This window comes from Aminobacter sp. MET-1 (assembly GCF_026521175.1).
GTDB lineage: Bacteria > Pseudomonadota > Alphaproteobacteria > Rhizobiales > Rhizobiaceae > Aminobacter.
This window is the reverse complement of sequence record NZ_JAMSHL010000002.1, coordinates 271,937-297,124: the sequence shown is the minus strand read 5'-3', so window position 1 is coordinate 297,124 and position 25,188 is coordinate 271,937. Positions and strand designations below refer to the sequence as shown.

At 62.2% G+C, this 25,188-nt stretch carries 28 protein-coding genes; 11 read left to right on the top strand and 17 right to left on the bottom strand.

Annotation, left to right across the window (positions count from 1 at the left end; genetic code table 11):
* Positions 1 to 13: 13 nt before the first annotated feature.
* The 5 genes from NDO48_RS04085 to NDO48_RS04065 form a co-directional block, all read right to left on the bottom strand.
* Entirely contained in the window at positions 14 to 487 is a 474-nt protein-coding gene (locus NDO48_RS04085) for a GNAT family N-acetyltransferase (RefSeq protein ID WP_018427638.1), read from the bottom strand.
* A gap of 2 nt (positions 488 to 489) precedes the next feature.
* Complete coding sequence (gene gatB / locus NDO48_RS04080) at positions 490 to 1,992, bottom strand: Asp-tRNA(Asn)/Glu-tRNA(Gln) amidotransferase subunit GatB (RefSeq protein ID WP_018427637.1); 1,503 nt, start codon at positions 1,990 to 1,992, stop codon at positions 490 to 492.
* 162 nt (positions 1,993 to 2,154) lie between these two features.
* Positions 2,155 to 3,486 (bottom strand): sensor histidine kinase, encoded by a 1,332-nt coding sequence (locus NDO48_RS04075; RefSeq protein ID WP_018427636.1) that lies wholly within the window; start codon positions 3,484 to 3,486, stop codon positions 2,155 to 2,157.
* Positions 3,483 to 4,217: a response regulator gene (locus NDO48_RS04070; RefSeq protein WP_018427635.1), complete on the bottom strand. Its 735-nt coding sequence runs from the start codon at positions 4,215 to 4,217 to the stop codon at positions 3,483 to 3,485. Before NDO48_RS04070 ends, NDO48_RS04075 begins: the two co-directional genes overlap by 4 nt.
* Before the next feature lie 83 nt (positions 4,218 to 4,300).
* Positions 4,301 to 5,152, bottom strand: a complete 852-nt coding sequence (locus tag NDO48_RS04065) for a MipA/OmpV family protein (protein WP_018427634.1) — start codon at positions 5,150 to 5,152, stop codon at positions 4,301 to 4,303.
* 401 nt (positions 5,153 to 5,553) lie between these two features.
* Here NDO48_RS04065 and NDO48_RS04060 point away from each other — a divergent pair, with 401 nt between their 5' ends.
* Positions 5,554 to 5,811: a YjhX family toxin gene (locus NDO48_RS04060; protein WP_018427633.1), complete on the top strand. Its 258-nt coding sequence runs from the start codon at positions 5,554 to 5,556 to the stop codon at positions 5,809 to 5,811.
* 58 nt (positions 5,812 to 5,869) lie between these two features.
* On the opposite strand, the gene NDO48_RS04055 is transcribed toward NDO48_RS04060, so the two are convergent.
* A complete protein-coding gene (locus NDO48_RS04055) occupies positions 5,870 to 6,301 on the bottom strand; it encodes a CBS domain-containing protein (protein ID WP_018427632.1) in 432 nt (143 codons plus the stop codon).
* 99 nt (positions 6,302 to 6,400) lie between these two features.
* A complete protein-coding gene (locus NDO48_RS04050) occupies positions 6,401 to 7,129 on the bottom strand; it encodes a rhomboid family intramembrane serine protease (protein WP_018427631.1) in 729 nt (242 codons plus the stop codon).
* A 371-nt stretch (positions 7,130 to 7,500) separates the two neighbouring features.
* Here NDO48_RS04050 and NDO48_RS04045 point away from each other — a divergent pair, with 371 nt between their 5' ends.
* From NDO48_RS04045 to NDO48_RS04035, 3 genes are all read left to right on the top strand, one after another.
* On the top strand, positions 7,501 to 8,139 hold the full coding sequence (locus NDO48_RS04045; protein ID WP_026227126.1) for a PAS domain-containing protein: 639 nt from the start codon (positions 7,501 to 7,503) through the stop codon (positions 8,137 to 8,139).
* Between the two features lie 115 nt (positions 8,140 to 8,254).
* Positions 8,255 to 8,872 (top strand): PilZ domain-containing protein, encoded by a 618-nt coding sequence (locus tag NDO48_RS04040; protein ID WP_018427629.1) that lies wholly within the window; start codon positions 8,255 to 8,257, stop codon positions 8,870 to 8,872.
* 338 nt (positions 8,873 to 9,210) lie between these two features.
* Positions 9,211 to 9,816 (top strand): transglutaminase-like cysteine peptidase, encoded by a 606-nt coding sequence (locus NDO48_RS04035; RefSeq protein WP_018427628.1) that lies wholly within the window; start codon positions 9,211 to 9,213, stop codon positions 9,814 to 9,816.
* A 236-nt stretch (positions 9,817 to 10,052) separates the two neighbouring features.
* Here the strand turns inward: NDO48_RS04035 and NDO48_RS04030 are convergent, their stop codons facing one another.
* Complete coding sequence (locus NDO48_RS04030) at positions 10,053 to 10,586, bottom strand: gamma carbonic anhydrase family protein (RefSeq protein ID WP_018427627.1); 534 nt, start codon at positions 10,584 to 10,586, stop codon at positions 10,053 to 10,055.
* Positions 10,587 to 10,858: 272 nt separating this feature from the next.
* On the opposite strand from NDO48_RS04030, the gene NDO48_RS04025 reads away from it, so the two are divergent.
* Positions 10,859 to 11,608 (top strand): hypothetical protein, encoded by a 750-nt coding sequence (locus tag NDO48_RS04025; RefSeq protein ID WP_018427626.1) that lies wholly within the window; start codon positions 10,859 to 10,861, stop codon positions 11,606 to 11,608.
* 109 nt (positions 11,609 to 11,717) lie between these two features.
* Here the strand turns inward: NDO48_RS04025 and NDO48_RS04020 are convergent, their stop codons facing one another.
* Positions 11,718 to 11,921, bottom strand: a complete 204-nt coding sequence (locus NDO48_RS04020) for a DUF3126 family protein (RefSeq protein ID WP_018427625.1) — start codon at positions 11,919 to 11,921, stop codon at positions 11,718 to 11,720.
* A gap of 128 nt (positions 11,922 to 12,049) precedes the next feature.
* Positions 12,050 to 12,898: a serine O-acetyltransferase gene (cysE, locus tag NDO48_RS04015; RefSeq protein WP_018427624.1), complete on the bottom strand. Its 849-nt coding sequence runs from the start codon at positions 12,896 to 12,898 to the stop codon at positions 12,050 to 12,052.
* A 162-nt stretch (positions 12,899 to 13,060) separates the two neighbouring features.
* Here cysE and NDO48_RS04010 point away from each other — a divergent pair, with 162 nt between their 5' ends.
* Together NDO48_RS04010 and NDO48_RS04005 are read left to right on the top strand one after the other, a co-directional pair.
* Entirely contained in the window at positions 13,061 to 13,843 is a 783-nt protein-coding gene (locus tag NDO48_RS04010) for an enoyl-CoA hydratase-related protein (protein WP_018427623.1), read from the top strand.
* A gap of 24 nt (positions 13,844 to 13,867) precedes the next feature.
* A complete protein-coding gene (locus tag NDO48_RS04005; RefSeq protein WP_245262145.1) occupies positions 13,868 to 14,437 on the top strand; it encodes a hypothetical protein in 570 nt (189 codons plus the stop codon).
* Positions 14,438 to 14,440: 3 nt separating this feature from the next.
* Here NDO48_RS04005 and NDO48_RS04000 read toward each other — a convergent pair whose 3' ends face one another.
* From NDO48_RS04000 to NDO48_RS03990, 3 genes are all read right to left on the bottom strand, one after another.
* A complete protein-coding gene (locus NDO48_RS04000; protein ID WP_018427621.1) occupies positions 14,441 to 15,217 on the bottom strand; it encodes an alpha/beta fold hydrolase in 777 nt (258 codons plus the stop codon).
* A 16-nt stretch (positions 15,218 to 15,233) separates the two neighbouring features.
* Entirely contained in the window at positions 15,234 to 15,755 is a 522-nt protein-coding gene (locus tag NDO48_RS03995; RefSeq protein WP_018427620.1) for a DUF192 domain-containing protein, read from the bottom strand.
* Positions 15,756 to 15,860: 105 nt separating this feature from the next.
* Positions 15,861 to 16,433: a cold-shock protein gene (locus NDO48_RS03990; protein ID WP_198292854.1), complete on the bottom strand. Its 573-nt coding sequence runs from the start codon at positions 16,431 to 16,433 to the stop codon at positions 15,861 to 15,863.
* A gap of 247 nt (positions 16,434 to 16,680) precedes the next feature.
* On the opposite strand from NDO48_RS03990, the gene gloA reads away from it, so the two are divergent.
* Positions 16,681 to 17,121, top strand: a complete 441-nt coding sequence (gloA, locus tag NDO48_RS03985; RefSeq protein ID WP_267320872.1) for a lactoylglutathione lyase — start codon at positions 16,681 to 16,683, stop codon at positions 17,119 to 17,121.
* 30 nt (positions 17,122 to 17,151) lie between these two features.
* Here the strand turns inward: gloA and NDO48_RS03980 are convergent, their stop codons facing one another.
* Together NDO48_RS03980 and ilvA are read right to left on the bottom strand one after the other, a co-directional pair.
* Positions 17,152 to 17,691: a DUF1697 domain-containing protein gene (locus tag NDO48_RS03980; RefSeq protein ID WP_018427617.1), complete on the bottom strand. Its 540-nt coding sequence runs from the start codon at positions 17,689 to 17,691 to the stop codon at positions 17,152 to 17,154.
* A complete protein-coding gene (gene ilvA / locus NDO48_RS03975; protein WP_267320871.1) occupies positions 17,688 to 18,944 on the bottom strand; it encodes a threonine ammonia-lyase IlvA in 1,257 nt (418 codons plus the stop codon). The genes NDO48_RS03980 and ilvA overlap by 4 nt, the downstream gene beginning before the upstream one ends.
* Positions 18,945 to 19,187: 243 nt before the next feature.
* On the opposite strand from ilvA, the gene NDO48_RS03970 reads away from it, so the two are divergent.
* Both NDO48_RS03970 and NDO48_RS03965 read left to right on the top strand, forming a co-directional pair.
* Entirely contained in the window at positions 19,188 to 20,645 is a 1,458-nt protein-coding gene (locus tag NDO48_RS03970) for a TrkH family potassium uptake protein (protein WP_018427615.1), read from the top strand.
* A gap of 180 nt (positions 20,646 to 20,825) precedes the next feature.
* Entirely contained in the window at positions 20,826 to 21,908 is a 1,083-nt protein-coding gene (locus NDO48_RS03965) for an alpha/beta hydrolase (protein ID WP_018427614.1), read from the top strand.
* A gap of 167 nt (positions 21,909 to 22,075) precedes the next feature.
* Here NDO48_RS03965 and NDO48_RS03960 read toward each other — a convergent pair whose 3' ends face one another.
* The gene (locus NDO48_RS03960; RefSeq protein ID WP_267320870.1) at positions 22,076 to 22,462 is read right to left on the bottom strand and encodes a DUF6678 family protein; all 387 of its coding nucleotides are present in this window, start codon (positions 22,460 to 22,462) and stop codon (positions 22,076 to 22,078) included.
* Positions 22,463 to 22,620: 158 nt separating this feature from the next.
* Here NDO48_RS03960 and NDO48_RS03955 point away from each other — a divergent pair, with 158 nt between their 5' ends.
* The gene (locus NDO48_RS03955) at positions 22,621 to 23,217 is read left to right on the top strand and encodes an imm11 family protein (protein WP_267320869.1); all 597 of its coding nucleotides are present in this window, start codon (positions 22,621 to 22,623) and stop codon (positions 23,215 to 23,217) included.
* 37 nt (positions 23,218 to 23,254) lie between these two features.
* Here NDO48_RS03955 and ade read toward each other — a convergent pair whose 3' ends face one another.
* A complete protein-coding gene (gene ade / locus NDO48_RS03950) occupies positions 23,255 to 25,066 on the bottom strand; it encodes an adenine deaminase (protein WP_267320868.1) in 1,812 nt (603 codons plus the stop codon).
* Positions 25,067 to 25,188 lie beyond the last annotated feature (122 nt).

Sequence of the window (25,188 nt, the reverse complement as noted above, 5' to 3'; positions counted from 1 at the left end):
GGAACGGCAAGCCCTAGCCCAGCTCTTTTTCGAACAGTGCCGCCGACAACTCCGGACGCGCCGGATCTTCGGTCCTGCCCGTCTGCCTGAAACCGTTGGCGAGGTAGAAGGCGATGGCCTGGCCGTTCGCCTCCTCCGCCTCCAGCCGCAACTTATGCGCTTCGGGAAAACACTGCTCGATTTCCTCGAGCAGCATGCGCCCGATGCCGGCGCGCTGGTTGCCTGGGCGCACATAGAGCTGGCGCAGCATCACGACCTTGGGGTCGTCGGTTGACGCGGCGAAAGCCATCCCGGCAATCGCCTTGCCGTCGTCGGCCACCAGGAACTCGGAGTTCGGCAAAGTCAGCCGCGCCTTGAGAGAGGCAACCGAATGCCATTCGGCCGTGATCTCTTTGACGCGCTCGACGCCATAGGTCGCATGCCATGTCTCGGCGAGCAGCACCTTGATCGCTTCAAGGTCGCGCTCGCTCGCCGTGCGCACGAACATCCTTATTCCTCGATACCGAGCTTGGCCTTGACCAGGTCGTTGACCGCCTGCGGGTTGGCCTTGCCGCCCGTCATCTTCATCACCTGACCGACAAACCAGCCGGCCATCGTCGGCTTGGCACGCGCCTGCTCGGCCTTGTCGGGGTTGGCGGCGATCACGTCATCTACGGCCTTCTCGATGGCGCCGGTGTCGGTGACCTGCTTCATGCCGCGGCTTTCGACCAGTTCGCGCGGGTCGCCGCCCTCGTTCCAGACGATCTCAAACAGGTCCTTCGCGATCTTGCCGGAAATCGTACCTTCCTTGATCAGGTCGATGATCGCCCCGAGCTGATCCGGCGACACAGGGGCGTTCTCGATGTCCTTGCCGGCCTTGTTCAGCGCGCCGAGCAGGTCGTTGATGACCCAGTTCGCGGCTGCCTTGCCGTCGCGGCCGCTCGCCACCTTCTCGAAATAGTCGGCTATCGACTTTTCCGACACCAGGATCGACGCGTCGTAGACCGACAGGCCGAGGCCGTCGACCAGCCGCGCCTTCTTGTCGTCAGGCAGTTCCGGCAGGTCCTTGGCGAGCGCGTCGACATAGGCCTGGTCGAACTCAAGCGGCAAAAGGTCCGGATCGGGGAAGTAACGATAATCATGCGCTTCTTCCTTCGAGCGCATCGCGCGCGTCTCGCCTTTGTTCGGGTCGAACAGGCGCGTCTCCTGGTCGATCTGGCCGCCGTCTTCGAGAATGGCGATCTGGCGGCGCGCCTCGTATTCGATGGCCTGGCCGACAAAGCGGATCGAATTGACGTTCTTGATCTCGCAACGCGTGCCAAACGGCTCGCCCGGGCGACGCACCGACACGTTGACGTCGGCGCGCATCGAGCCCTCGTCCATGTTGCCGTCGCAGGTGCCGAGATAACGCACGATGGTGCGCAGCTTGGTGACATAGGCCTTGGCCTCGTCCGACGAACGCATGTCGGGCTTGGAGACGATCTCCATCAGGGCCACGCCCGAGCGATTGAGGTCGACATAGGACATTGTCGGGTGCTGGTCGTGGATCGACTTGCCGGCGTCCTGTTCGAGATGCAGGCGCTCAATGCCGATCTCGATGTCCTCGAACTCGCCTTTGCGGTCGGGACCGACCGAAATGACAATCTTGCCCTCGCCGACGATCGGCTGCTTGAACTGCGAAATCTGATAGCCCTGCGGCAGATCCGGATAGAAGTAATTCTTCCGGTCGAACACCGACTTGTGGTTGATCTGCGCCTTGAGGCCGAGGCCGGTGCGGATCGCCTGCTTGACGCACTCTTCGTTGATGACGGGCAGCATGCCGGGCATCGCCGCATCGACGAGGCTGACATTCGCATTGGGTTCGGCACCGAAGGTGGTCGAAGCCCCCGAGAACAGCTTGGCCTCAGACGTCACCTGGGCATGGACCTCAAGGCCGATGATGACTTCCCAGTCACCGGTGGCACCGGGAATGAGACGCTTGGCGTCGGGCGTGCGGGTATCGATGAGGGTCATGGGCGGCCTGCGTCATTGGATCGAGAAGATGCGGATCAACTAGGTGCGAAACGCATATCTTAGTGTCGGCCTTCGCTAGTGCAAACAGCCTGACGAGGCAAGGGTTTGCCTCCGTCGCCGACATCTTGGCCCGCGTTTCGGGCCTTTCTTCGGGGAAAATATCTAGGCCGCAGCGAGACGCCTGGGCAGGTCGACCTTTACCACGAGCCCGGTGGGCCTGTTGTCATCGAGCTCGATCCTGCCGCCATGGCCGTGCACGATATCAGCGACGATCGACAGTCCGAGACCAAAACCGCGCCCGGCGTTGGGCCCGCGCGACGCATCCATCTTGTAGAAGGGTTCGAAGACACGGGCGCGCACGGTTTCGGGAATGCCCGGCCCATTGTCGCTGACTTCGATGAAGGCCGCTTCGTCTGTTGCCGTCAGCGCGACCTCGACATTGGGCGCGAATTTGACACCGTTGTCGCAGAGATTGGCGATGGCGCGCGCCAGCGCGTTCGGCTTGCACAGGCCGGGCAGCCGGTCGGGGCCCGTGTAGGAGACCGAGAACCCGACATCAGAGAACTCGGCGCAAACCGTCTGGAGCACGCTGGCAATGTCGGCCCGCTGCAGCTCCTCAGTCGACACGTCGTTGCGCAAATAGGTCAGCGTCTCGTCGATCAGCCTTTCGATATGGCCGATGTCGGACAGCATGGCGGTCCGCAAGATGCTGTCGTCCAGTCGCTCGGCGCGCAGGCGCAGGCGTGTCAAAGGCGTCCGGAGGTCGTGACTGACACTGCGCAGCATGCGCGTACGGTTGTCGATCATGGCGCGAATGCGCGCCCGCATCGTGTTGAGCGCACGCGCCAAACCGACGATCTCGATCGAACCGCGCTCGACGAAAAGCTCGCCGCCATTGTCAACCTCGGCGGATGCAACGGCTGCAGCGATTCTGTTCAGCGGATCGGTCACAGCCCAGACCGCAAACAGCGAGAACAGGACAAACAACACCACCAGCGCCAGCACGTAATAGGATGCAGGACTGACGAATTGCGACGTCAGCACGGTGTCGGGCGCGCCGAACAAGGCTGCCGCCGTGTTGGCGTCCAGATCGAACACAAGGGCCGGCTGGTCATCGATTGTCAGCCAGCGTCCGCCAAGCGGCGGCGCCCTATCAGGGGGGAACAGCGCATTGATGATCCGCCCCAGCGTCGTGCGCTGCTGCGGCGACGACGCGTCGTCGATCTGTTGCCTGTCGAATACCTGGAAATCCAGCCCGGCCTTGTTTGCTGCGGTCAAAATGGCACCCCGCATCTCGGGCGGCGCGTGCCGCAGCATGCCTGCGACCACGCCGGCACGCTCTGCGACGATCTCCATATCGGGCACGTAGTCGGAATTGGTGATCTTCTCGAACACCGAGCCGATGACGATGACCACCAGCATGGCAACGAGCACGATCGCCATCAACTGCCCACGCAGCGATCGCGGCACCACGCGGCCGAGAAGGCCGCTCATGCCTCTTCCACCGTGGCGGTGAAAAGATACCCGCCCAGACGCACGGTCTTGAGCAGAACCGGGTCGCGCGCATCCGCTTCGATCTTCTGGCGCAACCGGCTGACATGGACGTCGATGCTGCGCTCGATGGGCCCGGCGAGCCCGGCATGGGTCACACCAAGCAGCTGCTCGCGCGACAGCACACGGCCGGCATTGCGGCAGAAGGCCAGCAGCAGGTCGAATTCATGCGTCGTCGTCGCCACTCGGGCATTGCTGGGATCGTGCAATTGCCGGCGGATCAGATCGATCTGCCAGCCATTGAAACGCAGGACTTTTGACCGCGCACGCTCCTGGGACGGATATGCCGTACGCCGCAGCAAGGCGCGTATGCGCGCTGTCAGCTCGCGCGCGCTGAACGGCTTCGTTACATAGTCATCAGCGCCGATCTCCAGCCCGACCACCCGGTCGGTCTCCTCGCCAAGCGCTGTCAGCATCAGGATCGGGACCGTCGTTTCCAGGCGAAGCCGCTTGCAGATGCTGAGGCCGTCCTCGCCGGGCAGCATGACATCGAGCACGATGAGATCGAACTTACCGTTGCGCAGCAAGGTGTCCATCTCGGCGCCACTTTCAGCGACCGCGACGGTCATGCCGTTCTCGGCCAACGTTTCGCTCAGCATCCTGGCGATCTCGAAATCGTCCTCGACGATCAGAATGCGCGAGCCGTTAGCCGCGCGGGCGGCATCGCCAGCCAAGCTCACACTGTTTGTTTGCTCAGCAACATCAAGACTGGACCCAGGATTGGACATTGCGATCCCGCAGCGAGGTTGTTCTTACGTCAGAATTTGTAGCCGACCAGAAGCATTGCCGATGGCTGGATATTTTCAACCACTATCGGACTGTCGGCAGCATCGCCAAGAAGAACTCCCACCTGGGCTTCACCCCGGACGATCCAGTTGCGATTGATACTATAGGTTGCTGAAACCGAGAAATCGGCGCGCTTGAGCCCGGCGCCGGCGTCATAGCGGGCAAGGCCGGAGCGCGCGGCCTGCTCGGTGCTGACGCCGAAATAGGCCTGCATGTGATTCTCGTCGGCAAATACGGCCGAAGCAGACGCCCCCAGGAACAACTGCTCGGAGATCGGCTGCGTGGCCTCCACGCCCACCCGCCCGACAAGCCCTTCGCTGCCGCCGATCGTCTTGTCGACGATTGCGAACAGTTCGACCGGCCCAAGCTCGAAAGCTGCCTTGGCGCCGACGGTTGCGCCGAAGTCGACATCGCCCATGCCCTTGAGGCGGTCGGAATCATCTTCCTGCCGACCGAGTTCGTATCCCAGGCGCGCGCTGAAGCTGAAGGCGTCGCGCTCGAAAACGGTCATCGATGCGCCGGTCGGGTCGATGGTCAGCACGTCGAAGAAGGTCGCCGAGACAAAAGGAACCGGCGCGACCTTGAATTCGTCGGAGCCCTCATATTCAGGCTCGATCATCGCCCCACCGCCAACGACAACCTGCCATTCGCCCAGTTTTTCGCCGATGCGCCCGAAACGGCTCGGGTTGGGCGAGGTCGACAGGTCGCCGTCGGATGCCACACTGTCGGCAGCAAAGGCGCTCGCCGACCCAAGAAATCCGATTGCCATGGCTGCCAGCAACGCCCTGACGGCATCGGCTGCAATTCCTGCTTTTGCGAACATGCGCACTCCAAGGTCTGAAGATATGGCCGAAGCCCGGGAATGTGGGCGCCACCCTGCCTGCGGGGCCTCGAACCCAGCGCGACCAGTCATCCCAGTTCGGAACGCATGCCTGTATGAAGTAATGTTAAGTTTTGTTGCGGCCGATCGGGCCATGACACCAGGATCGCCATCCAGCTCCGGAGTGGATCGCTCCGACGGACTGGCAATCTGTCCGTTTCGCCGCTATATGACTGCCATCCCTATGGAGTGTGGATGTTCTACTCGTCTGAGTCCTGCTGAGGCCCCAGCCTTCTCCTGAAGGCGGGGCATGAAAACCCGAAACCCCGTGCCGTGAGCAATCGCGGCTGCGGCTTTTTGTTTTGGCTGTCATTTCAGCCAGGTTTTCCAGGACTTATTCCAAAATGGACATATCGCGCATTGAGCAGCGCATCCTGCATCTGCTCGCCCAAGGCGGGCGCATCGAAATCGAAAAAGACGACAACAACAGGATCGAGGACGTGATCTGCCTCACCCGCGAGGGCTGGCGCTATCCAGGCTTCGATCTCGAGCTGTTCCGGAAGCTGAAGCGAAAGAAGGCAGTCGCCTCTTCGCAAGGCGGGCCATACCGCATCACCAGGGTAGGCCTGAAACTGGTTCGCCCGGAACTCGACAACAGGTAGCCGCCCAAACCACAGCGCCGTGCATCCAGACGGATGCGCGGCGCTGCATGGCCTGGCGTCAGGCGGTGGCGATGTAGGCCTTGATCTCCTCGGCCTCGCGCTCGACGTCCTCGATGCGCTGCTTGACCACGTCGCCGATCGAGACGATGCCGTAGAGATAGCCGTCGCGCTCGACGGGCAGATGGCGGAACCGGCCATTGGTCATGATCTCCATGACCTGGTTCACGGTGTGGCTTTCGTTGCAGATCTTGACCTTGGGGGTCATCACGTCACGCACGCTCTTGTCGAGCGCCGCAGCCCCTTCCTTGCCGATCACGCGCACCACGTCGCGCTCGGAGAGGATGCCGACGATCTTGCGGTCGCCGTTGGTCACGACAAGCGCACCGATGCGATGTTCGGCAAGCGTGCGCACAGCTTCCGACAGCTGCACGTTCGGCCCGATGGTAAATACGTCGTGGCCCTTCTTGTCCAGAATTGCCTTCACAGTCATCAGGTCCTCCTTCTGCCGTCGGTCTGCAATGCGCTTCCGTGGCCTTGTCGGCCACCTGCATGGTGCGCTGCATCAGGTCGCATTTCAAGTGCGCTGAAGTCAGGCCCAGGCAGGCTTGCGATCGAAAAGACGGATGCCGAAGAAGCCGGCCAGGAAGCCGCCAATATGGGCTTCCCAGGCGATCTGGTTGTCGACGCCGGGTGCGAATCCGAACAGGCCGGTGGCCAGATTGATGATCATCCAGACCCCGAGGAACGTCATGGCCGAGCGCGAACGGAGCACCTCGCCGATGGGCAGCGGCATGCCGGCGAAAGCAGGCCTGCCACGCGATCGGTCGATCCGGAAACTGAAGCGCGCAGCCGCCCCCATCATGCCCGAGATCGCGCCCGAAGCACCGACCAGCGGCGCATTGTCTGTCGAGTGCAGCACATAGTGCAGCGCCACCGCAGCCAGCGACGTCACCGCGAAGAAGATAGCAAAGCGGGCGACGCCGAGCCTGTTGGCCAAAGGCGAGCCGAAGGCCGCCAGCCACACCATGTTGACGATCAAATGCGTGAAGCCACCATGCAAGAAGGCGTAGGTGAACGGGCTGGTGAAGGCAGAGATGTCGATGGTGTACTGGCCCGAATAGCGGATGGGGATAAAGGCCGCATGTATCAGCAGCCAGACATTCTGGTCCGGCGTCAGCACATAAGCCTGGAGCAGCTGAATGCCGACGCATATGGCGATGATGGCAATGACGATGCCGGGCAGGTTGAAGATCGGCTCGCGACGCTCGGGCACCATGTCAGGCGTGTCATCGTCGTGCTGGCGTACTGGTTCGCTCATGCGATCTGGTCCGGTTCTCGGCTGATGTGTTTCAGCCATCTAAGCCACCGGCCGCAAAAGCGCAAAAAAGAAAGCCGTCCAGGGTTTCCCCTGAACGGCCGGTCGAGCTCCCCTTGCCCGCCCCCAAAACTCTTGACTGAAGTGCTGCAGGCCACCGCTGGGCGGCCACTTCAAGAAGGTGAGTTCAACTTGCCACGCACCACCGACGACGGCAACGTATACCACTTGTTAACCTTAACGATCCCCACCCGTTAACAACTGTTACCGCGACTGGCACGGGTCCTGCTCCGCGTCTCATGTAGACCTCAAGATTGAAGCGATTCTGTCCAGCGATGGCACATCCCGAACAGAAGCGCTCGGAGCGGAGCAATATGAAACAGCAAGGATCGCTGGCACTGTTCCAGTACTGGAACCGCCTTCGCGATGGCAGGCCTGCGCCCAAGCGCGCCGAAGTCGAGCCTGCCGACATCAAGAGCTTGCTCGCCGACACCTTCATCCTCGAGCGGGATGCCCGCGGCGAAGCAGTATTCCGCCTCGCCGGCACGCGCCTGTGCGCCACCTTCGGACGCGAACTCAAGGGCTTCTCCTTCCCGTCGCTCTGGCGGCAAAAGGACCAGCGCCTGATCGCGCGGCTTGCCTATGGCGTATTCCAGCAGAAGTCGGTCGTTGTCGTCAATTTCGAAGGCTTCACGGCCAGCCTGCGCGCGACGAGCTTTGAAATGCTGCTGCTGCCGCTCGACGGCGGCGTCGAAAACCCGCGCTGCCTGGGCGTGCTGTCGAGCGTCGACCGGCCCTTCTGGCTCGGCTCCGACCCACTTGCCGATGTCTCCATCGAGAGCGTGCGGGTGGTCGATCCGGACCTGGAGCCGATGTTCCTGCGCAACCGGCCAGCCGTCACCGTACCGTCACTGGCGCCCAGCGACGCTGCCGTCCAGGGTGGGCCCAATCCGCTCGACGGAGCACGGCGCATCAGGCACCTCTTTGTGCTCGAAGGCGGCCGCGAGGAATAGCCTGAACAGGCTCTGCCAACGCAATCTTTAGGCGTTTTGTTAACCTGTTCGACGCTATTTTCTTCCGACAACTCCCTACGAGGGTCGCGGGAGTTCAAGGCGGTGTGAGGATAGCATGAGGCCAACGGCGATCGATTTCGCGCCGTCACGGGCAGAACGCCGGACGTTCCAGCGTGTCCGTGTGAAGATTTACGGCCGTTTCATGCTCGAGGATCGCACCGAGCATGCCGGCCAGGTCGTCGACATGTCCCCCGGCAACGTCGCGTTCCGCTCGGAGCGCTCCGGCAGGCCCGGCGAGAAGGTCATCGCCTATATCGATCATATCGGCCGCGTCGAAGGCGTCGTCACGCGCACGCTGCCCGATGGCTTCGCCATGACTGTCATCGCGTCCGAGCGCAAAAAGGACAAGCTGGCAGCCCAACTGACCTGGCTCGCCAACAAGCACGAACTCGACCTGCCGGAAGATCGCCGCCACGAACGCGTTGCGCCGCGCAACCCGATCAGCGCGCTGCAACTCACCGATGGCCGCCAGTATCCGTGCCGTATCATCGACCTGTCGCTGTCGGGTGCTGCCATCGAAATCGAGGTCAAGCCGGCGATCGGCGTTCAGGTCATGCTGGGCACCATGCGCGGCCAGATCGTTCGCCACTTCGAAGACGGCGTAGCCATTGAATTCGCCGTCATTCAGCGCCCAGAGACGCTCGACAGCGAATTCAACCGCGCGCGCACCTGAACCGATAATCCCCTGCGACAAGCAAAGCCGGCGTCGCTTGCGTCGGCTTTCTTCATTTGCGCATCGTTCCATGCGCGCCGATCCAGCGCTCCGAACTGCTTCAGCACCACCATCGCAGCCCAGTCCCACTTCGGCACAGCCGTCCCGACACGATACAGTCGGAACTGGCAAGCCGTGCCAATTCGATAAAAATCTAATCAAATTTGTTGCAAGTTTTATTCTTATTCTATTCTTATGATCGACAAATACCGCGTTGTTTTTACTCAACATCTACTTCGTCGTTTTGCGTGAAATAAATCCGAGCCTGTCATTGTCTCCTCAAACGGGGAGACTACAAAATGAACAAGCGTCTGGCACTGCCGCTCTTTCTGGCCGTGACGTTTCTGGCGGGCGCCGTGGGCAGCGCCATCGCCGGCCCTTCCTTCATGCAGACCAACGGCCGCACCACGCAGCCGGTAGGCCATTATGAGCTGTGCAAGCGTTCGCCGATCGAATGCAACCAGAAGACCGCCAATTCCGCGCCGGTCGAACTGACCCGCTCGCTGTGGAGCGAGATCGTCGCCATCAACACCGACGTCAACACCGCGGTCACGCCGCGCACCGACATGGAAATGTGGGGTGTCGAGGAATACTGGTCCTACCCGACCAATGGCGCAGGCGATTGCGAGGACTACGTCCTGGAAAAGCGCCGCCGGCTGATGGAGCTGGGCGTGCCGGCCGGCAATCTTCTGGTCACCGTCGTCCGCCAGCCGAATGGCGAAGGCCACGCGGTGCTCACCGTTCGCACCACGCTCGGCGAGTTCATCCTCGACAATCTCGATACTCGCGTCATGGCCTGGGACAAGACGCCCTACACTTACCTCAAGCGCCAGTCTGAGAAGAACTCCGGCGTGTGGATCGCGATCAACGACGGCCGCGCCGACGCGGTGGCCTCGGTCCGCTAAGGCGGGCCAGGGAATACCCGGTCGAGTCCCCACCCTCCCCGTCCCCAACGACCGGGTCTAGGAGCCGGCCCCAAGTCCCCGGGCCGGCTCCGCCTTTTTCAGGCGGAGCCTGGCGAAGCTCACTTGAGGAATTCGACAAGACGGAAACTGCGAACCACATATCGCCGCCGGCTCATGTTACCGGCCATTTGGGTAATCGCTTTGCTTATTGGCGGCTTTGCTGTTGGCTGTTTGACCTAGTCTTCGACTTTCACCAACCCCGCTCTGAAACGCCCCTGGTTCTGGACATAGTCCTCGGCCGATTTACGCAAGCGTTCGGCGGCAGCTTCGTCCAGCGTGCGGATGACCTTGGCGGGCGAGCCAACAATCAGGGAATTGTCGGGAAATTTCTTGCCTTCCGTCACAAGCGCGCCGGCGCCGACGAGACAGTTCTTGCCGATCTTCGCACCATTAAGCACGATGGCGCCCATGCCGATCAGGCTGTTGTCGCCTATCGTGCAACCGTGCAGGACAGCGCGATGGCCGATGGTGCAACCCTTGCCCACGGTCAGCGGGAAACCCGGATCGGTGTGCATGACGGTGTGTTCCTGCACATTGGAGCGCGCGCCGATGGTGATGGTCTCGCGATCACCGCGAATGGCAGCACCGAACCAGATGCCGACGTCGCGTCCGATCCGGACATCGCCGACCACCGATGCGTCGGGAGCGACCCACGAGGTGTCGCGGTCCTCGAACTCGGGGACAACGCCGTCGAGTGCGTAAAGCGGCATGGCGAACTCCTTGCAGATACGGCCCAGATGGTGGCGCGCAACCTATGAAGCGACAGCACTCAAGGCAAGCGCGCCCGACCGCTTAACGCGACATTAACCACGCCGGCGCAAGGTCAATACGATATCGGGTCTGCAAATGCGGATGCGCGCAGCTCGATTGAGAGCGTCGACCTGCCGAAAGCGGCCAACGGGATGCTCCAAACCAGCGAATCTGCGTACCGTACCCTCTGGAATCGATGTGATTCTTTGGCCGGTGCGCCAGGAGACGACAGATGAAACAGCAGGCGACCGACGGCGCTGATTTCGAGATCGTCAATTCCGCGCTGGTGATGAAGGTCTTCTACGCCCTCGCCGCCCTTGCCGTGCTTTCCGTCGGCATCAGCGCTGCCGGCCGCTGGTTCGGCCACAGCATCGCCATGGCCGGTTACACCGACGATGCCAGCTCGCGCGAAGTTGTCATCGGCAACGACGTCATCGCTGCGCCTGCCAACATGATCCGCTTCGAAAAAGCCCGCCGCGATGGCGTTGCAGATCGCCTGGACCTTTATCTGCGCTGGCCGGAAATGGACGGCTACAGCGAAGCCGCGCGATCAGCCTTCAACAACACCGATGGGCAAAAGCGCATCGTCTTCCTGAGCCTCGAGCCGCGCATGATGACCCGCGATATGAGCGGGCGGCTGCAGCCGATCTACAGCGCCCTGACGGTCAAGCCGGGCGTCCCCGGTCCTGATGGCATGACGCTCTACGGCTTCAAGGAAAATTCAGGTTATCTGAACGAGGTTTTGGCGGTGGCTGCCCGCGCCGACCAGCCTGAGTTCGTCGCGCGCTGCCTGAGCGGCACGGAAGCCGAGGAGACGCTTGCGCCCTGCGAACGCGACGTCTTTGTCGGCAAGGATCTCAGCCTCACCTACAGGTTCCCGCGCGAATTGTTGGGAGAGTGGCGTGCGCTTGACCAGGCGGTCGTCGCCAAGGCCAGCTCGATGTTGCACCTGGAGCACCCTGCTTCAGAACGTACGAACTGAGCGCTTGAACTTACGCATCGCCTCTTTGTCGAAAATCGCTTTCGATCTGCCGGGCTGATGCGGGAGATGACGCCGCGCATTGCTGCGCAGCGCCACGAAGGGCAAATGATCAGCCCAGATCGACGTCGAGGATCGCCATCGAGAAATTGTAGTCGCCGTCGTCTTCATCCTTGAAAACGATGCCGAGGAATTCGTCGCCGATATAGACCTCAGCCGAGTCGTCCTTGCGCGGACGGGCCTTGACCATGAGGTTAGGGTTCTGGAACTGGCGCTTGAAATAAGCGTCGAGCTTTCGGATTTCTTCCGGCTTCAACTGGCTTCTCCGGCTTGTCGTTTGAGAGAGGCGCTTCTGACACGCCCGGCATGGCAATGTAAAGGCAAGCCGCCGGTTACGCCGCGCAATTCACGCATTCCCGTGAGCGCGGCGCAAGCCCGCAGGCCTCAGATGTCGAAAGTGATGACCTGGTCCATGCTCTGCGAGGGCAGTAGTTGGTCCATCTGGCTCGACGGCCGGTCGCAGCCAGTCTCGCCGACAACCCTGGCCGGCACGCCTGCAACCGTCTTGTTGTGTGGAACCGGCGACAGCACGACAGAACCCGCCGCGATCTTGGCGCAATGGCCGATCTCGATGTTGCCGAGGATCTTGGCGCCCGCCCCGATCAGCACGCCATAACGAACCTTGGGGTGGCGGTCGCCACCGCTCTTGCCGGTGCCGCCAAGGGTCACGCCATGCAGGATCGACACATCGTCCTCGATGACAGCCGTCTCGCCGACAACCAGCCCGGTGGCATGGTCGATGAAGATGCCCTTGCCCATGCGCGCCGCTGGATTGATGTCGGTCTGAAACACCGACGACGACCGGCTCTGCAGGTAGAGCGCAAAGTCCTTGCGGCCGCGATTCCACAGCCAGTGCGCCAGCCTGTGCGTCTGGATGGCATGGAAACCCTTGAAGTAAAGCACGGGCATCAGATAGCGGTCGCAGGCCGGGTCGCGATCGTAATAGGCCTGGATGTCGGTGCGCATGGCATCGCTCCAGTCCGGCCGGTCCTCAAGCATGGCATAGAAAGTCTGGCGCAAAAGGTCGGCGCCGAGATCCTGGTGCGCCAGTCGCTCGGCCAGGCGATGGATCACCGCCTCCTCGAGCGTGTCCTGGTTGATGATGGTCGCATAGAGAAACGCCGAGAGCAGCGGGTCGCGCGCGACGGCATCGGCCGCCTCGTCGCGCACCGACTTCCAGATCGGGTCGACCGGCTTCAGCGTCCCGTGACGCGCAGCTGATATGGAATTCATCGACGGTCTCCGTTCACAGTCGGCTTGTGCATTCCCGCGCCGGACATATAAGCCAGATAGTAGCACGATTGAACTCAATTTTCCTTAGGGGACATTCAGGTCGCCAGATCGTTTCGTTCGTGCGGGTTCAGATGGATTAGGTTCACGGATAATCAAGACGCCATGGAAACCGAACCGCTGCAGGTGACATCCGACGACGGCGTCGCCACCATCGTCATCAACCGGCCCGCGCGCAAGAACGCCATCACCCAGGCAATGTGGGTCGAACTCGCGGCGATCGTCGGCCGGCTTTCGAGTGATAGCGCCACGCGCGTCATCGTGCTGCGCGGCAAGGGCAACGATTTTTCCGCCGGGGCCGACATCTCGGAATTCGACACGCTGCGCGGCACCGCCGAAAGCGCGCGCGCGTACGAAGCCACCAATTCGGCCGCCTTTGCAGCCCTGCGCAATTGCGCCATCCCGGTGATCGCAGCGATCCGCGGCATCTGCTTCGGCGGCGGCTTTGGCCTTGCCGCCGCATGCGACCTCAGGATCGCGACACCGGAGGCGCAGTTCTCCGTGCCTGCGGCTCGCCTCGGCCTAGCCTACCCGCACGATGCGATGGGCGACATCGTCTCGGCCGCCGGGCCGCAGATGGCCAGATATCTCACCTATACCGCCGGCCGGATCGACGCGCAGGCAGCGCTCAGCGCCGGTTTCCTCGTCGAAATCGTCGCAGCAGAAGAGTTTGACGGCCGCATTGCCGACATCGCTCGCGCCATCGCGCGCAACGCGCCCTTGTCCATCAAGGCGTCCAAGGCTGCGATCCGCGCCGCGCTGAGCCATGATCCCAACGAGGCGACCCTTGCCCAGTCGCTCGGCGACGCCACATTCCTCAGCGAAGACTATGCCGAGGGTCGCGCTGCCTTCCACGGCAAGCGCGCACCTCGCTTCAGGGGACGCTGAGCGATGTCGCTGGTTGATTCCGCAATGAAAACCGAGTTGACCGAACTCTATCAGGCGCCCGACCGCCATTATCACGGTATGAGGCATATCGAGGCGCTGCTCGGCCTGCTTGCGACGCACAGGTCTGCCTTCGCCGATCCCGAAGCGGTCGAAGCCGCCATCTGGTTTCACGACGCCATCTATGACAGCCGCCGCAAGGACAATGAGACAGCAAGCGCAGCGCTTGTCGCCGCGAGGCTGCGAGGGAGAGCCGAAGATGGGCGGCTCGCCCGCATCGTCGCGATGATCGAGGCAACCGCCACCCACCAGGTGCCCGAGTTCGAAAACAAGGCGGCACGGCAGGATGCAGCGCTGTTCCTCGACATGGATCTGTCGATCCTCGGCGCACCGGTAGAGGTCTTCGACGCCTATGAAGCTGCCGTCAGGCGCGAATATGGCTGGGTCAGCGAAGCTGACTGGCGCGCCGGCCGCGCCGCCGTGCTCGGAAACTTCCTCGCCCGGCAACACATCTTCTACAGCGATATTTTCGCCGCGCTCTTCGAGGCCCAGGCACGGACCAACATGGAGAGGTCGCTCAAGGCGCTGGGAGCCTGACCTTCAGAGCGGATGCTCGCCATAGAATTCCAGCACGCGCTTCTTGAAGGTGCGGTCGCCGACGGCGAGCATGTGGTCGCGGCCTTCGATGTCGAAGCTGACCGCATTGGGCATCAGCGAGGCAAGCTCGGACGCCGAACCACCGATGTCGTCGGTAGTGCCCACCGCCACCAGCGTCGGCTGGGTAATGCGCGACATGTCGTCTTCGGTCAGAAGCTCGCGCGACGTGGTGATGCAGGCGGCCAGCGCCCGCTTGTCGCTGCGCGTCTGGTCGGCGAAAGCGCGGAACGATTTTCCGCGAGGGTGGGTGATGGTTCCCGGATCTTCCGCCAGCAACGCCGACGCAATCGGATCCCAGTCGCCGACCCCATCGACCATGCCGATGCCGAGCCCGCCGAATACCAGCGTCGCCACGCGCTCGGGGGCTGCCAGCGCCAAAAAAGCAGAGACACGCGCGCCCATCGAGTAGCCCATGACATGGGCGCGTTCGATGCCGAGATGGTCGAGCAGCGCCACCGCATCGCTGGCCATTTTCGAGGGCGTGTAATCAGCCTCGTCATAACTCTTGGACGTGAGGCCGTGACCGCGATTGTCGAAGGCGACGCCGCGATAGCCGGCCTCCGTCAGCGTCTTGAACCAGCCCGGCGACACCCAGTTGACGAAATGGCTTGACGCAAAGCCGTGGATCATCAGCACCGGATCGCCTCGTCCCGGACCTGCCGGCGGCTGGTCGAGAAACGCCAGGTTGAAACCGTCGTGGGAAAAATGATCGACTGCCATGTCCTGCTCCGACCCGTCAGGGCTTGTCGGCCGGCGCTTCCTGGATCGCGGGGTGCCGCATCTGGTCGCCAACCTTGATGCCGCTCTTCTCTGCCGTTCCGGCCTTCAGTTCAAGCACGAAGCGCACTGGCTCGGCAGGCGCGATCACAGCTTCGGAAAACGGTACGCCCGGCAGGATGTCCCGCACCTTGCCATCGGTGCCGATGAACAGCAGGTCGAGCGGCAGCGGCGTGTTCTTCATCCAGAAACCGACCGGCTGGGTCTGCTCGAAGACGAACAGCATGCCCTCGTCATTGGGCAGGTCCTTGCGATACATCAGGCCCATGGCCCTCTGGTCGGGCTCGTCGGCGATCTCGATGCGAAACTCGACCTCGCCCTTGCTGGTCGTCACCAGCAGCGGATCAGGATCGACCGGCAGCTTCATCGGCCTTTCCTGGGCAAGGCCGGTGGTCGTCATCGACGCCGAAACGGCCAGTCCCGCCACCGCCACCATCGCCGCGATGGCCAGTCCAGCCAAAAACGATCTGATCCTGCTCATAAAATCCCCTGCCATGGTTGCGCCATCGCGCTGGCGTCGTCCTTCGACGCGTGCGTCATTTTGGCCACGCCAACAATGCCGCAACACCTGGAACGGCGCGAGGAATCAGTGCGAGACCGGCAAGGTTCCCAAATCGGGGTGAATTTCGGCAGCCATAAGGCCTTTGTCGCCATTGCCGAAGCGCACGAGCACAACCTGCCCAGGGCGAAGCTCGGTAACGCCGAAACGACGCAGGGTTTCCATGTGGACGAAGATGTCCTCGGTGCCCTCGCCGCGCGTCAGGAATCCGAAACCCTTGGTGCGGTTGAACCACTTCACCAGTGCGCGCTCAAGGCCGCTTTCGGCGGTCACGGTCACATGGGTGCGCTGTTCCTGCATTTCGGCGGGATGGACCGCCGTCGAGGTATCCATCGACAGCACACGGAAAGCCTGGAGCCCGCGATCGCCCTGCTTGACCAAGCAGACCACGCGGGAGCCTTCAAGTGCGGTCTGGAAACCGTCGCGGCGCAGGCAGGTCACGTGCAGCAGCACGTCGCCAGTCTTGCCACCGTCGGGGAGAATGAAGCCGTAGCCCTTGGCCACGTCGAACCATTTGATGGCGCCGGAAATCTCGATGAGGCCGACATCGTCGGCACCGTCCTCATGCGTGAAAGCTTCGTGTCCGATGCTCTCTTGCATCAAGAGAGAGGCCTTTTCCCCCATCAGAACGCCCCCTTTTCCTTGCAAACGCCACTACTGATTCTTGACGTAAGATTAACACTTGCACTTTGGACCAGTGCAAGAGCCGGGCCGCCATTTTTCATCTTGGTCCCGAGATAGACACAAGCTTCGCACCAGTTCCGCACAAAAGTCGTTGTTGTGGTTGCCGAGCGCCGCAGGCTCGCCCTATGTATCGGCCCGAACCCCAAAAGCTGAGGAAAGCGAGATGCGCTATCTGCACACCATGGTCCGCGTCAAAGACGTCGACGCCTCTCTGGACTTCTACTGCAACAAGTTCGGCCTGAAGGAGATCCGACGCTCGACCAACGAGAAGGGGCGCTACACGCTGATCTTCCTCGCCGCCTCGGAAGACGTGGGCGCAGGCAACGAGCGCGAGACACCGCTTCTCGAACTCACCTACAACTGGGATACGGAAGATTATCAGGGCGGCCGCAACTTCGGCCACCTCGCCTATGAGGTCGACGACATCTACGCCACCTGCCAGGATCTGCTGGACAAGGGCGTCGTCATCAACCGCCCGCCCCGCGATGGCAACATGGCCTTCATCAAGTCGCCCGACGGCATCTCCATCGAACTGCTGCAGAAGGGCGAACGCAAGGCTCCGGCCGAACCGTGGCTGTCGATGCCGAATACCGGCAGCTGGTAAGGAATCTACGCAAGACCTGCCGGGGCGGCCTCAGGCTTTCCCGGCCATCTCGTGCAAGGTCAGCACGGTGCGCCAATTGCGTGCCGTGCCCGGCACCTTGAGCACCCGCGGCAGCACCTCCGCGAACTTGGATTTGCCCAGACCATCGGGCGCATGCAGGTAAAGAACGTCGTCCCTGATCACGAAACTCTCAGGGCCGGTGCAGCGCTCGGTCAGCGGCGCCACTTCTTCCGGTGTCGGCGCACGCTCCAGCGCGTAGGCATGCAGCTTGGTGTGATCGCCTGCAGCCTCGGGATAAGGGTTTTCCGCCACCAGCCGTTCGAACCAGGCGGCATCGCGCACCATGATGCGCGAACGAAATCCCCAGCGCTCCTCGAATGCCCTTTCCACCTTGCCAGTCAGTGTGGCAGTGTCGCCCTCACCGGTCGTGAACACGACATTGCCGCTCTGGATGTAGGTCGCCACACCGGAGAAGCCTAGCTCCTCGAAGAATAACCTCAGCTCCGCCATCTTCACGATGCGGTTGCTGCCGACATTGATGCCGGAAAACAGCGCGACGAAGACCGTCATATGATGAACCCGCCCAGCGTCTCGTTGTCGGTGATGTCGTGATAGGCGACGCCCTCGATATCGAAGCGGGCCTTGAGCAGGTCGAAATTGCGCTTGTCCTTGGTCTCGATGCCGATCAGCACCGAGCCGAAGTTGCGGGCCGACTTCTTGAGATATTCGAAGCGCGTGATGTCGTCGTCGGGGCCCAGCAGTTCGAGGAAGTCGCGCAGCGCGCCCGGGCGCTGGGGGAAGCGGATGACGAAATACTTCTTCACGCCCTCGAAGCGCAGCGCCCGCTCCTTGACGTCGGGCAGGCGCTCGAAGTCGAAATTGCCGCCCGATACGACTGCCACGACCGTCTTGCCCTTCAGCTCCTTGCGGGAAAAATCCTTGAGCACGTCGATGGCGAGCGCGCCGGCCGGCTCCAGCACCACGCCTTCGACATTGAGCATCTCGATCATGGTGGCGCAGAGACGGTTCTCAGGCACCAGATGGACGCTGTCGGCCGGAAAATCCTTGAGGTGGCGCAGCGGCTCGCGGCCGATCTCGGCGACGGCGGCGCCATCGACGAAGTTGTCGACCTTGGCCAGTTTCACCCGCTTGCCGGTGGCGAGGCTTTCCTTGAGGCTCGGCGCGCCGGCGGGCTCGCAGAACACAAAGCGGGGAGCCGTAACAACCTCGCTGAGATAGTGGGTCACGCCGGCCGCGAGACCGCCGCCGCCGATGGGCAGCAGCACGATGTCGGGCGTCTTGCCGCCGGGCATCTGGGCGGCGATCTCCAGCGCCACGGTCGCTTGCCCCTCGATGATGTCCTTGTGGTCGAAGGGTGGCACCATATGGCCGCCCGAATGGTCGGCGAATTCAAGCGCGGCGCGATAGCACTCGTCGAAGAAGTCGCCGATCAGCCTGATCTCGACGAACTCGCCGCCGAACATTTTTGTCTTGTCGATTTTCTGCTGCGGGGTGGTGACGGGCATGTAGACCACGCCCTTCTTGCCGAAATGGCGGCAGACGAAGGCAAAACCCTGGGCGTGGTTGCCGGCCGAGGCACAGACGAACAGCTCGGCCTGGCGGCCGGCGGACAAAGCCTTGCGGAAGAAATTGAGCGCGCCGCGGATCTTGTAGGAACGGACAGGCGTCAGGTCCTCGCGCTTGAGAAACACCTTGGCGCCGGTCTTGCGCGACAGATAGTCGTTCAGCTGCAAAGGCGTCTCGGGAAACAGCTGGCGCACTGCCTCGGCCGCCACCGAAACCTTTTCGGCAAAACTGGTCATGACGAGGCTACTCCTGGATTTCCTGGGCAAACGATCATGCCATCTAGCGCATGAGCGGCCGATGTTAAACGATACCGGCGCAAGGATGTGTCAGGAATCAATATGTTGAAGCGCGTCGGTCGGGCTGGCGCTGCTGCTTGCCACACCCGGTGGCTATTGCATATTCGGCGTCGGGAAGCCACTGTCCGGCTCCCGCCGCATGGTCCGAACCGGCTCGCCGCGATCAACTGGGGATACGTCACGGTGAACAGAATTGCCGTCCGCGCCGCGATCCATGTCGCAGCGGTCTTTGCCATCTACCTTTCCGTCGCCATGCTGCTTCCGGCTGCCGTGGACCTCTATTATGGCAACGACGACTGGCGCTCTTTCGCCTTCACCGCCTTGTTCATGGGCGGGCTGTCGCTCGGCATCGCGCTCGCCACCCAGGGCCGCAAGCCGCCGGCAAATACGCGCTTCGGCTTCCTGCTGGTCAATTTCCTGTGGCTGACCATGGCCATTGCCGGCGCCATTCCGTTCATGACGTCGTCGCTGCAACTCAGCGTTACCGATGCCTTCTTCGAGGCGGTGTCGGGCATCACCACCACCGGCTCGACAGTTATCAACGGCCTCGACGATGCGCCTCCCGGGCTGTTGCTGTGGCGCTCGCTGCTCAATTTTATGGGTGGCCTTGGCGTCATCGCGCTTGGCCTTTTCATCCTGCCTTTCCTCAATGTCGGCGGCGTCTCCTACTTCAAGATCGAATCCTCCGATATCGAGGACCGGCCTTTCGAGCGCTTCCACACCTTCACGCTCAGCCTGATCGGCATCTACACGGCGCTGATGGTCACCTGCGCCTTCGCCTATGCGGCGGCAGGCATGGAAAGCTTCGACGCCATCAACCATGCCATGTCGACGCTGGCCACCGGCGGCCTGTCGACCAGCGACACCTCGTTCATGAACTACAGCGACCGCCCCGCCATCCTGTGGGTCGGCACCATCTTCATGTTCATCGGCAGCCTGCCCTTCTCGATCATGATCTTGTTTGCCGTGCGCGGTCGGCTCGACGCGCTGCGCGACCCGCAGATCAAGGTCTTTGCCGGCTACTGCATCGTCTTCGCAGTCTCCGTCGCCATCTATCTCAGCCTGCAGACAGGCATGCCGTTCCTGCTTGCGCTTACCCATTCGGCCTTCAACTTCATGTCGATCATCTCGACGACCGGTTTTGCCAGCGACGACTACACGCTGTGGGGGCCGTTCGCGATCGCCTGCATCTTCGTCGCCACCTTCATGGGCGGTTGCTCGGGCTCGACCACTGGCGGCATCAAAGCCTATCGCTTCCTGATCCTGTTCGAGCTGCTCGCCAACGGCTTGAGGCGTCTGATCTATCCGAATTCGGTGATGCCGGTGCGCTACGGCGACCGCGTCGTCGATCCCGACATGCAGCGCGCCGTCGTGCTGTTCATCGCCTCGTTCTTCGTGCTTTGGGCCATCGGCACCATCCTGATGGCGGCAACCGGCCTCGAGCTCGTCACCTCGATGACCGGCGTGCTCAGCTCGCTGACCAATGTAGGCCCCGGCCTCGGCCCGATCATCGGCCCGGTCGGCAACTACTCGTCGCTACCGGATGCCGCCAAGTGGATCTGCTCGGCGGCGATGCTTCTCGGCCGCCTCGAAATCCTTGCTGTCCTGGTGATCTTCACGCCAACTTTCTGGGGTCGGTAACTTCGTGAACTCAGCCGGCGAAGTACCTGTTTCCGCCACCATTTTGGCATTTGAGCCACACTCGGCAGCGGACTGATCGCAAGTATCGCCTTTTCGACTGGACCCGACTTACTTCCGCCACTATCAGCCAGTCGGGAGGAAGGCATGCTGAACGCCTTGCCCGTCAGAAAGAATTTAAAAGTGTCGCCTTCGAAGATCTGCCTCGTGCTTGCCGCCCTCCTGTTGTCCGGTTGCATCAACCAGCCGTCGGGAGAGCTTTTGACCGGAGCGGTCGTCAACGTGCCGGTGACCGAGATCGCCGGCAACCATGCGATCTTCGTCGCCTCGACGCGTGAGCGCGCTTCCGACGACAAGCAGGTGTTCGACCGTGGCCGTTCCTCGACACTGAACTATGCCCGCGTCGACGTGACCGTGCCGAAGGTTCATCGCACCGGCCAGATCGAGCTGCGCAAGCGCGGCAAGGATGCGGACCCGACGAAGTTCTTCACTGCCACCAACGCGGTAGGCTTCCAGACGCAGCCTGAGTTCTCGCAGGCCTTGAGCGCCGACATCGCCGCCCGCGGCGGTCGCGCCATGCTGTTCATCCACGGCTACAACACCTCTTTCGACGCGGCCGTCTACCGCGCCACCCAGATCGCCCACGACAGCGGCTACACCGGCACCCCGGTGCTGTTCTCCTGGGCTTCGGGCGGCTCCACGACCGATTATGTCTATGACAAGGAAAGTGCTGCCGCCGCGCGCGACCAGCTCGAGGTGACGCTGCGCATGCTCGCCCAGTCAGGCGCGCGCCGCATCGACATCGTGGCGCATTCAATGGGCACGTGGGTTACCATGGAAGCGCTGCGTCAGCTGGCGCTGACCGGCGACCGCGACCTCGGCGGCAAGCTCGGCGACGTGGTTCTAGCCTCCCCCGACATCGATGTCGACGTGTTCAAGGCGCAGATGCGCCGTTACGGCAAGCCGACCAAGCCGTTCTTCCTGATGACCTCGGGCGACGACCGCGCGCTCAAGCTGTCAGGCATCATAGCCGGCTCCAAGCCGCGCCTCGGCGACTACAAGAACGCCGCCGACCTGGCCGAGTACGGCGTCATCGTCGTCGACCTGTCGGATGCGAAGGGTGCGGACAGCTTCAACCACACCAAATTCGCCGACAACCCGGAAATGGTGAAGCTTTTGGGCCAGCGCCTGCGCGCCGACGACGGCTTCGCCAGCGACCGCGACGTCACCGACCGCATCAAGATGCTCAGTGGTGGGCTGCTCTAGCCTGATCGAACTCCTGACGCCAATCATCAGCACGATGCAGTTCCGCGTCGGCGATTGGTGCGCCTGCCCATGACCGCAGGCGCATTTGACGATCGTTTGCGGGACTAGGAGCCGAAGAGATCTTCGGCTGCAGGGGTGTGGCCGAAAACAACAAAAAAGCCATCCTCTTACTTGAACGGGATGCGCAAGCTGGCCAGCAAGCAGCGTAGCTGCGCCGCACAGTCCTCGATGCGAGGCGGCAACAGTCGGCCAACCTCAACGCGAACCCTGGGCGCAACCTTCAGCCATTCTATCGACAATCCCATCGCGCCTTCAGGCGTCCTCGCCCAATCACCATGGTAACCAGGGGCGAAGTCAAGCACCTCAGGACGAAGTACGTCTGAAGTTACCCGCTTCTCTTGATAGGGCGGAGCGAACGGAAGCTGTTCAACCACCGCCGAGCAGAGCGCCCGCCACTTGTGGTCGTTCATGTGAGAAGTCAGCCCGCGCTCATAGACGGCACGACGAACAGCCTTGACATTGTGGTCGTAGGGAAAACCGACATAGAAGAACATATTGCCACCTCTGGTGATACGCTCAGCCCACACTGAATATCCATGGCCGCCGGCAATCCCCGAGCTGAAATTCCAACCAGACCTCTTAGCATGTTAAAAATACCTTGTGACGCATCCTTCCTTTCAGCAGTGGGATATCGATTTTTGAGGAACTGAGTATGGTCTATTTTCTCAGCCACAAGGGCAGCGATCTTTACAGTTACATTTACCGCGCCCTGGACGGCGACGTCGAGAAGATACGACCTGTCGACATAACCAGAGACGACGGCATTAGAATTAGACCTGGTTACTCGTATTACGGCCGGCCGTTCGAGGCGACTTACATCCCCACGAAAATCGAACTCACCGGGCCGAAGCGGCCGGTTCTGGATCTTTACGACGCCTTCGGCCTGTCGGTCAGCGCCAAGGTCAAAGACGTCATCGAGCGCTTCGAACCTGGCGTCCACCAGTTCTTTCCCATCCAGTTCTTGTGGACGGACGGCCAACTTGCCGCCGACCGCTTCTGGTTCGTTCCCTGCAACCGCCTCGACACAGTCGACCGTGCCAAGACCACGTTCGAGTTTCGCAATCTCTGGTACCTCGACGGCAGCAAGAAGGAACTGGTCTTCAATCGGTCGCAGATCGGCAACCATCATGTCTGGATCGACAAGTTCATCGTCATGCCGACGCCGGCGATCAGCGAGGCGCTGAAGGACGCTCTCGATGCGGCCGGCGTCACCGGCGCGCATTACCAGCATTTTGCGGAGACGGACTGATGGCGCTGGCAGGCGTCTGCCGTTCTCTTATGAATGCTCAGACGAACAGGTCGACCTTCTCGAAGGTCCTGACATCGACCAGGCCGACGTCGGAAATGCGCAGTTCGGGGATCACCACCAGCGCCAGCAGCGAGTGTTGCATATAGGCATTGTTGAGGCTGCAGCCCATGTCGCGCATCGCCTGAACCAGCCTGTCGGCCTTGGCGGCGACAATCTCGGCGCGCTCGTCGGACATCAGGCCGGCTATCGGCATCTCGACCAGCGCCAGTTCCTTGCCTTCCGAGAACAGCACCACGCCGCCGCCGACCTGCCCGAGCCGATTGGCCGCCAGCGCCATGTCGGCCTTATTGGTGCCGACGACGATCATGTGGTGGCTGTCATGGGCGACCGTGGAAGCCAGCGCGCAGTCCTTCATATAGCCGAAGCCGGAGACGAAGGCGTTGGTCACCTGCCCCGTGGCGCGGTGGCGCTCGACGAGGGCGATCTGGCAGACGTCGTTGCGGCGGTCCATGCCGACAAGCCCGTCCTCGACCGGCAGGTCGGCCTCCAGCGCGCGGGTCGGCGCCTGGTTCTCGATCACGCCGATGACGCGCACCCTGACCTCGTTTGCGCCCTCTGGGGCTTTGATGTCGAAATCGCTGGCGCCAAGCTGCTTGCCGAGCTTGACCGTATTCTTGGCCTCGGCCGGATAGGCATAAGCGGGAATATCGACTTCCAGCTTGCCGGCTTTGGCCAGCCGCACGCCGCGGGCGAAGACTTCATCGATCTTGAGTTCTGCGAGGTCCGAGACGATCAGCACGTCGGCGAGCCGGCCCGGTGCAATCGAGCCAACCTCGCGCTCCAGGCGGAAATGCTGGGCGGTGTTGATCGTGGCCATCTGAATCGCCGTCACCGGCTTCAACCCCTGCTGGATGGCATGGCGGACGACGCGATCCATGTGCCCGTCATGCACCAGCGTGCCGGAATGGCTGTCGTCGGTGCAGAGGATGAAGTTCCTGGGGTCGATGCCCATCTCGGTGACCGCCTTGATCTGGCTGGCAACGTCGTACCAGGCCGAGCCCAGGCGGAGCATCGCCTTCATGCCCTGGCGGACACGGGCGATGGCGTCCTCGGCGCGAGTGCCCTCGTGGTCGTCCTCCGGGCCACCGGCGACGTAGCCGTGGAACGGCAAGCCGAGGTCAGGCGAGGCATAGTGGCCGCCGACGGTCTTGCCAGCCTTCACCGTCTCGGCGATCTCACCCGACATGACCGGGTTGTTGGCGGCGACGCCCGGGAAATTCATGACCTCGCCCAGGCCGATGATGTTTTCCCAGGTCATCGCCTCCGCGACGTCCTCAACGGTCAGCACCGCACCGGCATTCTCCAGTCCGGGCGCCGACGGCACGCAGGACGGCATCTGCACGTGCACGTTGATAGGCATGGCAAGTGCTTCGTCATGCATCAACCGCACGCCGTTCAAGCCGAGCACATTGGCGATCTCGTGCGGATCGATGAACATCGAGGTGGTGCCATGCGGAATGACCGCGCGCGAGAACTCAGTGACGGTGACCATGCCGCTTTCGACATGCATATGCGCATCGCACAGGCCGGGCACCAGGTAGCGTCCGCCGGCATCGACGACCTTGGTGCCTTCGCCGATGGTGTGGCTGGCATTCGGCCCGCAATAGGCGAAGCGGCCGGCTGTGATGGCAAGGTCTGTACTGGGGATGATCTCGCCCGAATGCACATTCACCCAGCGGCCGTTGCGAATGACGAGATCGGCCGGCTTGCGGCCCATGGCGACGTCGACCAGCTGAGGTGCGGTCTCGGTCCACGGGCGCGGCTTGGCGAAGGGCGACTGTTTGGGCATTGCAAGGAATCCTGTGCTCTTTCAATGCGACTGTAACGAAAGCCACGACGGAAAACAGGGCCTTGGTTGTGCGGCATGGCCGCACCGGTATACTTGGCGGCTCGAACGGGTTCAGGCCGCGT

What these genes read in the sequence shown, in the direction of transcription:
- NDO48_RS04085 (WP_018427638.1), bottom strand. Translation starts at nt 487, where the DNA reads ATGTTCGTGCGCACGGCGAGCGAGCGCGACCTTGAAGCGATCAAGGTG.
- gatB (WP_018427637.1), bottom strand. Translation starts at nt 1,992, where the DNA reads ATGACCCTCATCGATACCCGCACGCCCGACGCCAAGCGTCTCATTCCC.
- NDO48_RS04075 (WP_018427636.1), bottom strand. Translation starts at nt 3,486, where the DNA reads ATGAGCGGCCTTCTCGGCCGCGTGGTGCCGCGATCGCTGCGTGGGCAG.
- NDO48_RS04065 (WP_018427634.1), bottom strand. Translation starts at nt 5,152, where the DNA reads ATGTTCGCAAAAGCAGGAATTGCAGCCGATGCCGTCAGGGCGTTGCTG.
- NDO48_RS04060 (WP_018427633.1), top strand. Translation starts at nt 5,554, where the DNA reads ATGGACATATCGCGCATTGAGCAGCGCATCCTGCATCTGCTCGCCCAA.
- NDO48_RS04055 (WP_018427632.1), bottom strand. Translation starts at nt 6,301, where the DNA reads ATGACTGTGAAGGCAATTCTGGACAAGAAGGGCCACGACGTATTTACC.
- NDO48_RS04050 (WP_018427631.1), bottom strand. Translation starts at nt 7,129, where the DNA reads ATGAGCGAACCAGTACGCCAGCACGACGATGACACGCCTGACATGGTG.
- NDO48_RS04045 (WP_026227126.1), top strand. Translation starts at nt 7,501, where the DNA reads ATGAAACAGCAAGGATCGCTGGCACTGTTCCAGTACTGGAACCGCCTT.
- NDO48_RS04040 (WP_018427629.1), top strand. Translation starts at nt 8,255, where the DNA reads ATGAGGCCAACGGCGATCGATTTCGCGCCGTCACGGGCAGAACGCCGG.
- NDO48_RS04035 (WP_018427628.1), top strand. Translation starts at nt 9,211, where the DNA reads ATGAACAAGCGTCTGGCACTGCCGCTCTTTCTGGCCGTGACGTTTCTG.
- NDO48_RS04030 (WP_018427627.1), bottom strand. Translation starts at nt 10,586, where the DNA reads ATGCCGCTTTACGCACTCGACGGCGTTGTCCCCGAGTTCGAGGACCGC.
- NDO48_RS04025 (WP_018427626.1), top strand. Translation starts at nt 10,859, where the DNA reads ATGAAACAGCAGGCGACCGACGGCGCTGATTTCGAGATCGTCAATTCC.
- cysE (WP_018427624.1), bottom strand. Translation starts at nt 12,898, where the DNA reads ATGAATTCCATATCAGCTGCGCGTCACGGGACGCTGAAGCCGGTCGAC.
- NDO48_RS04010 (WP_018427623.1), top strand. Translation starts at nt 13,061, where the DNA reads ATGGAAACCGAACCGCTGCAGGTGACATCCGACGACGGCGTCGCCACC.
- NDO48_RS04005 (WP_245262145.1), top strand. Translation starts at nt 13,868, where the DNA reads ATGAAAACCGAGTTGACCGAACTCTATCAGGCGCCCGACCGCCATTAT.
- NDO48_RS04000 (WP_018427621.1), bottom strand. Translation starts at nt 15,217, where the DNA reads ATGGCAGTCGATCATTTTTCCCACGACGGTTTCAACCTGGCGTTTCTC.
- NDO48_RS03995 (WP_018427620.1), bottom strand. Translation starts at nt 15,755, where the DNA reads ATGAGCAGGATCAGATCGTTTTTGGCTGGACTGGCCATCGCGGCGATG.
- NDO48_RS03990 (WP_198292854.1), bottom strand. Translation starts at nt 16,433, where the DNA reads ATGCAAGAGAGCATCGGACACGAAGCTTTCACGCATGAGGACGGTGCC.
- gloA (WP_267320872.1), top strand. Translation starts at nt 16,681, where the DNA reads ATGCGCTATCTGCACACCATGGTCCGCGTCAAAGACGTCGACGCCTCT.
- NDO48_RS03980 (WP_018427617.1), bottom strand. Translation starts at nt 17,691, where the DNA reads ATGACGGTCTTCGTCGCGCTGTTTTCCGGCATCAATGTCGGCAGCAAC.
- ilvA (WP_267320871.1), bottom strand. Translation starts at nt 18,944, where the DNA reads ATGACCAGTTTTGCCGAAAAGGTTTCGGTGGCGGCCGAGGCAGTGCGC.
- NDO48_RS03960 (WP_267320870.1), bottom strand. Translation starts at nt 22,462, where the DNA reads ATGTTCTTCTATGTCGGTTTTCCCTACGACCACAATGTCAAGGCTGTT.
- NDO48_RS03955 (WP_267320869.1), top strand. Translation starts at nt 22,621, where the DNA reads ATGGTCTATTTTCTCAGCCACAAGGGCAGCGATCTTTACAGTTACATT.
- ade (WP_267320868.1), bottom strand. Translation starts at nt 25,066, where the DNA reads ATGCCCAAACAGTCGCCCTTCGCCAAGCCGCGCCCGTGGACCGAGACC.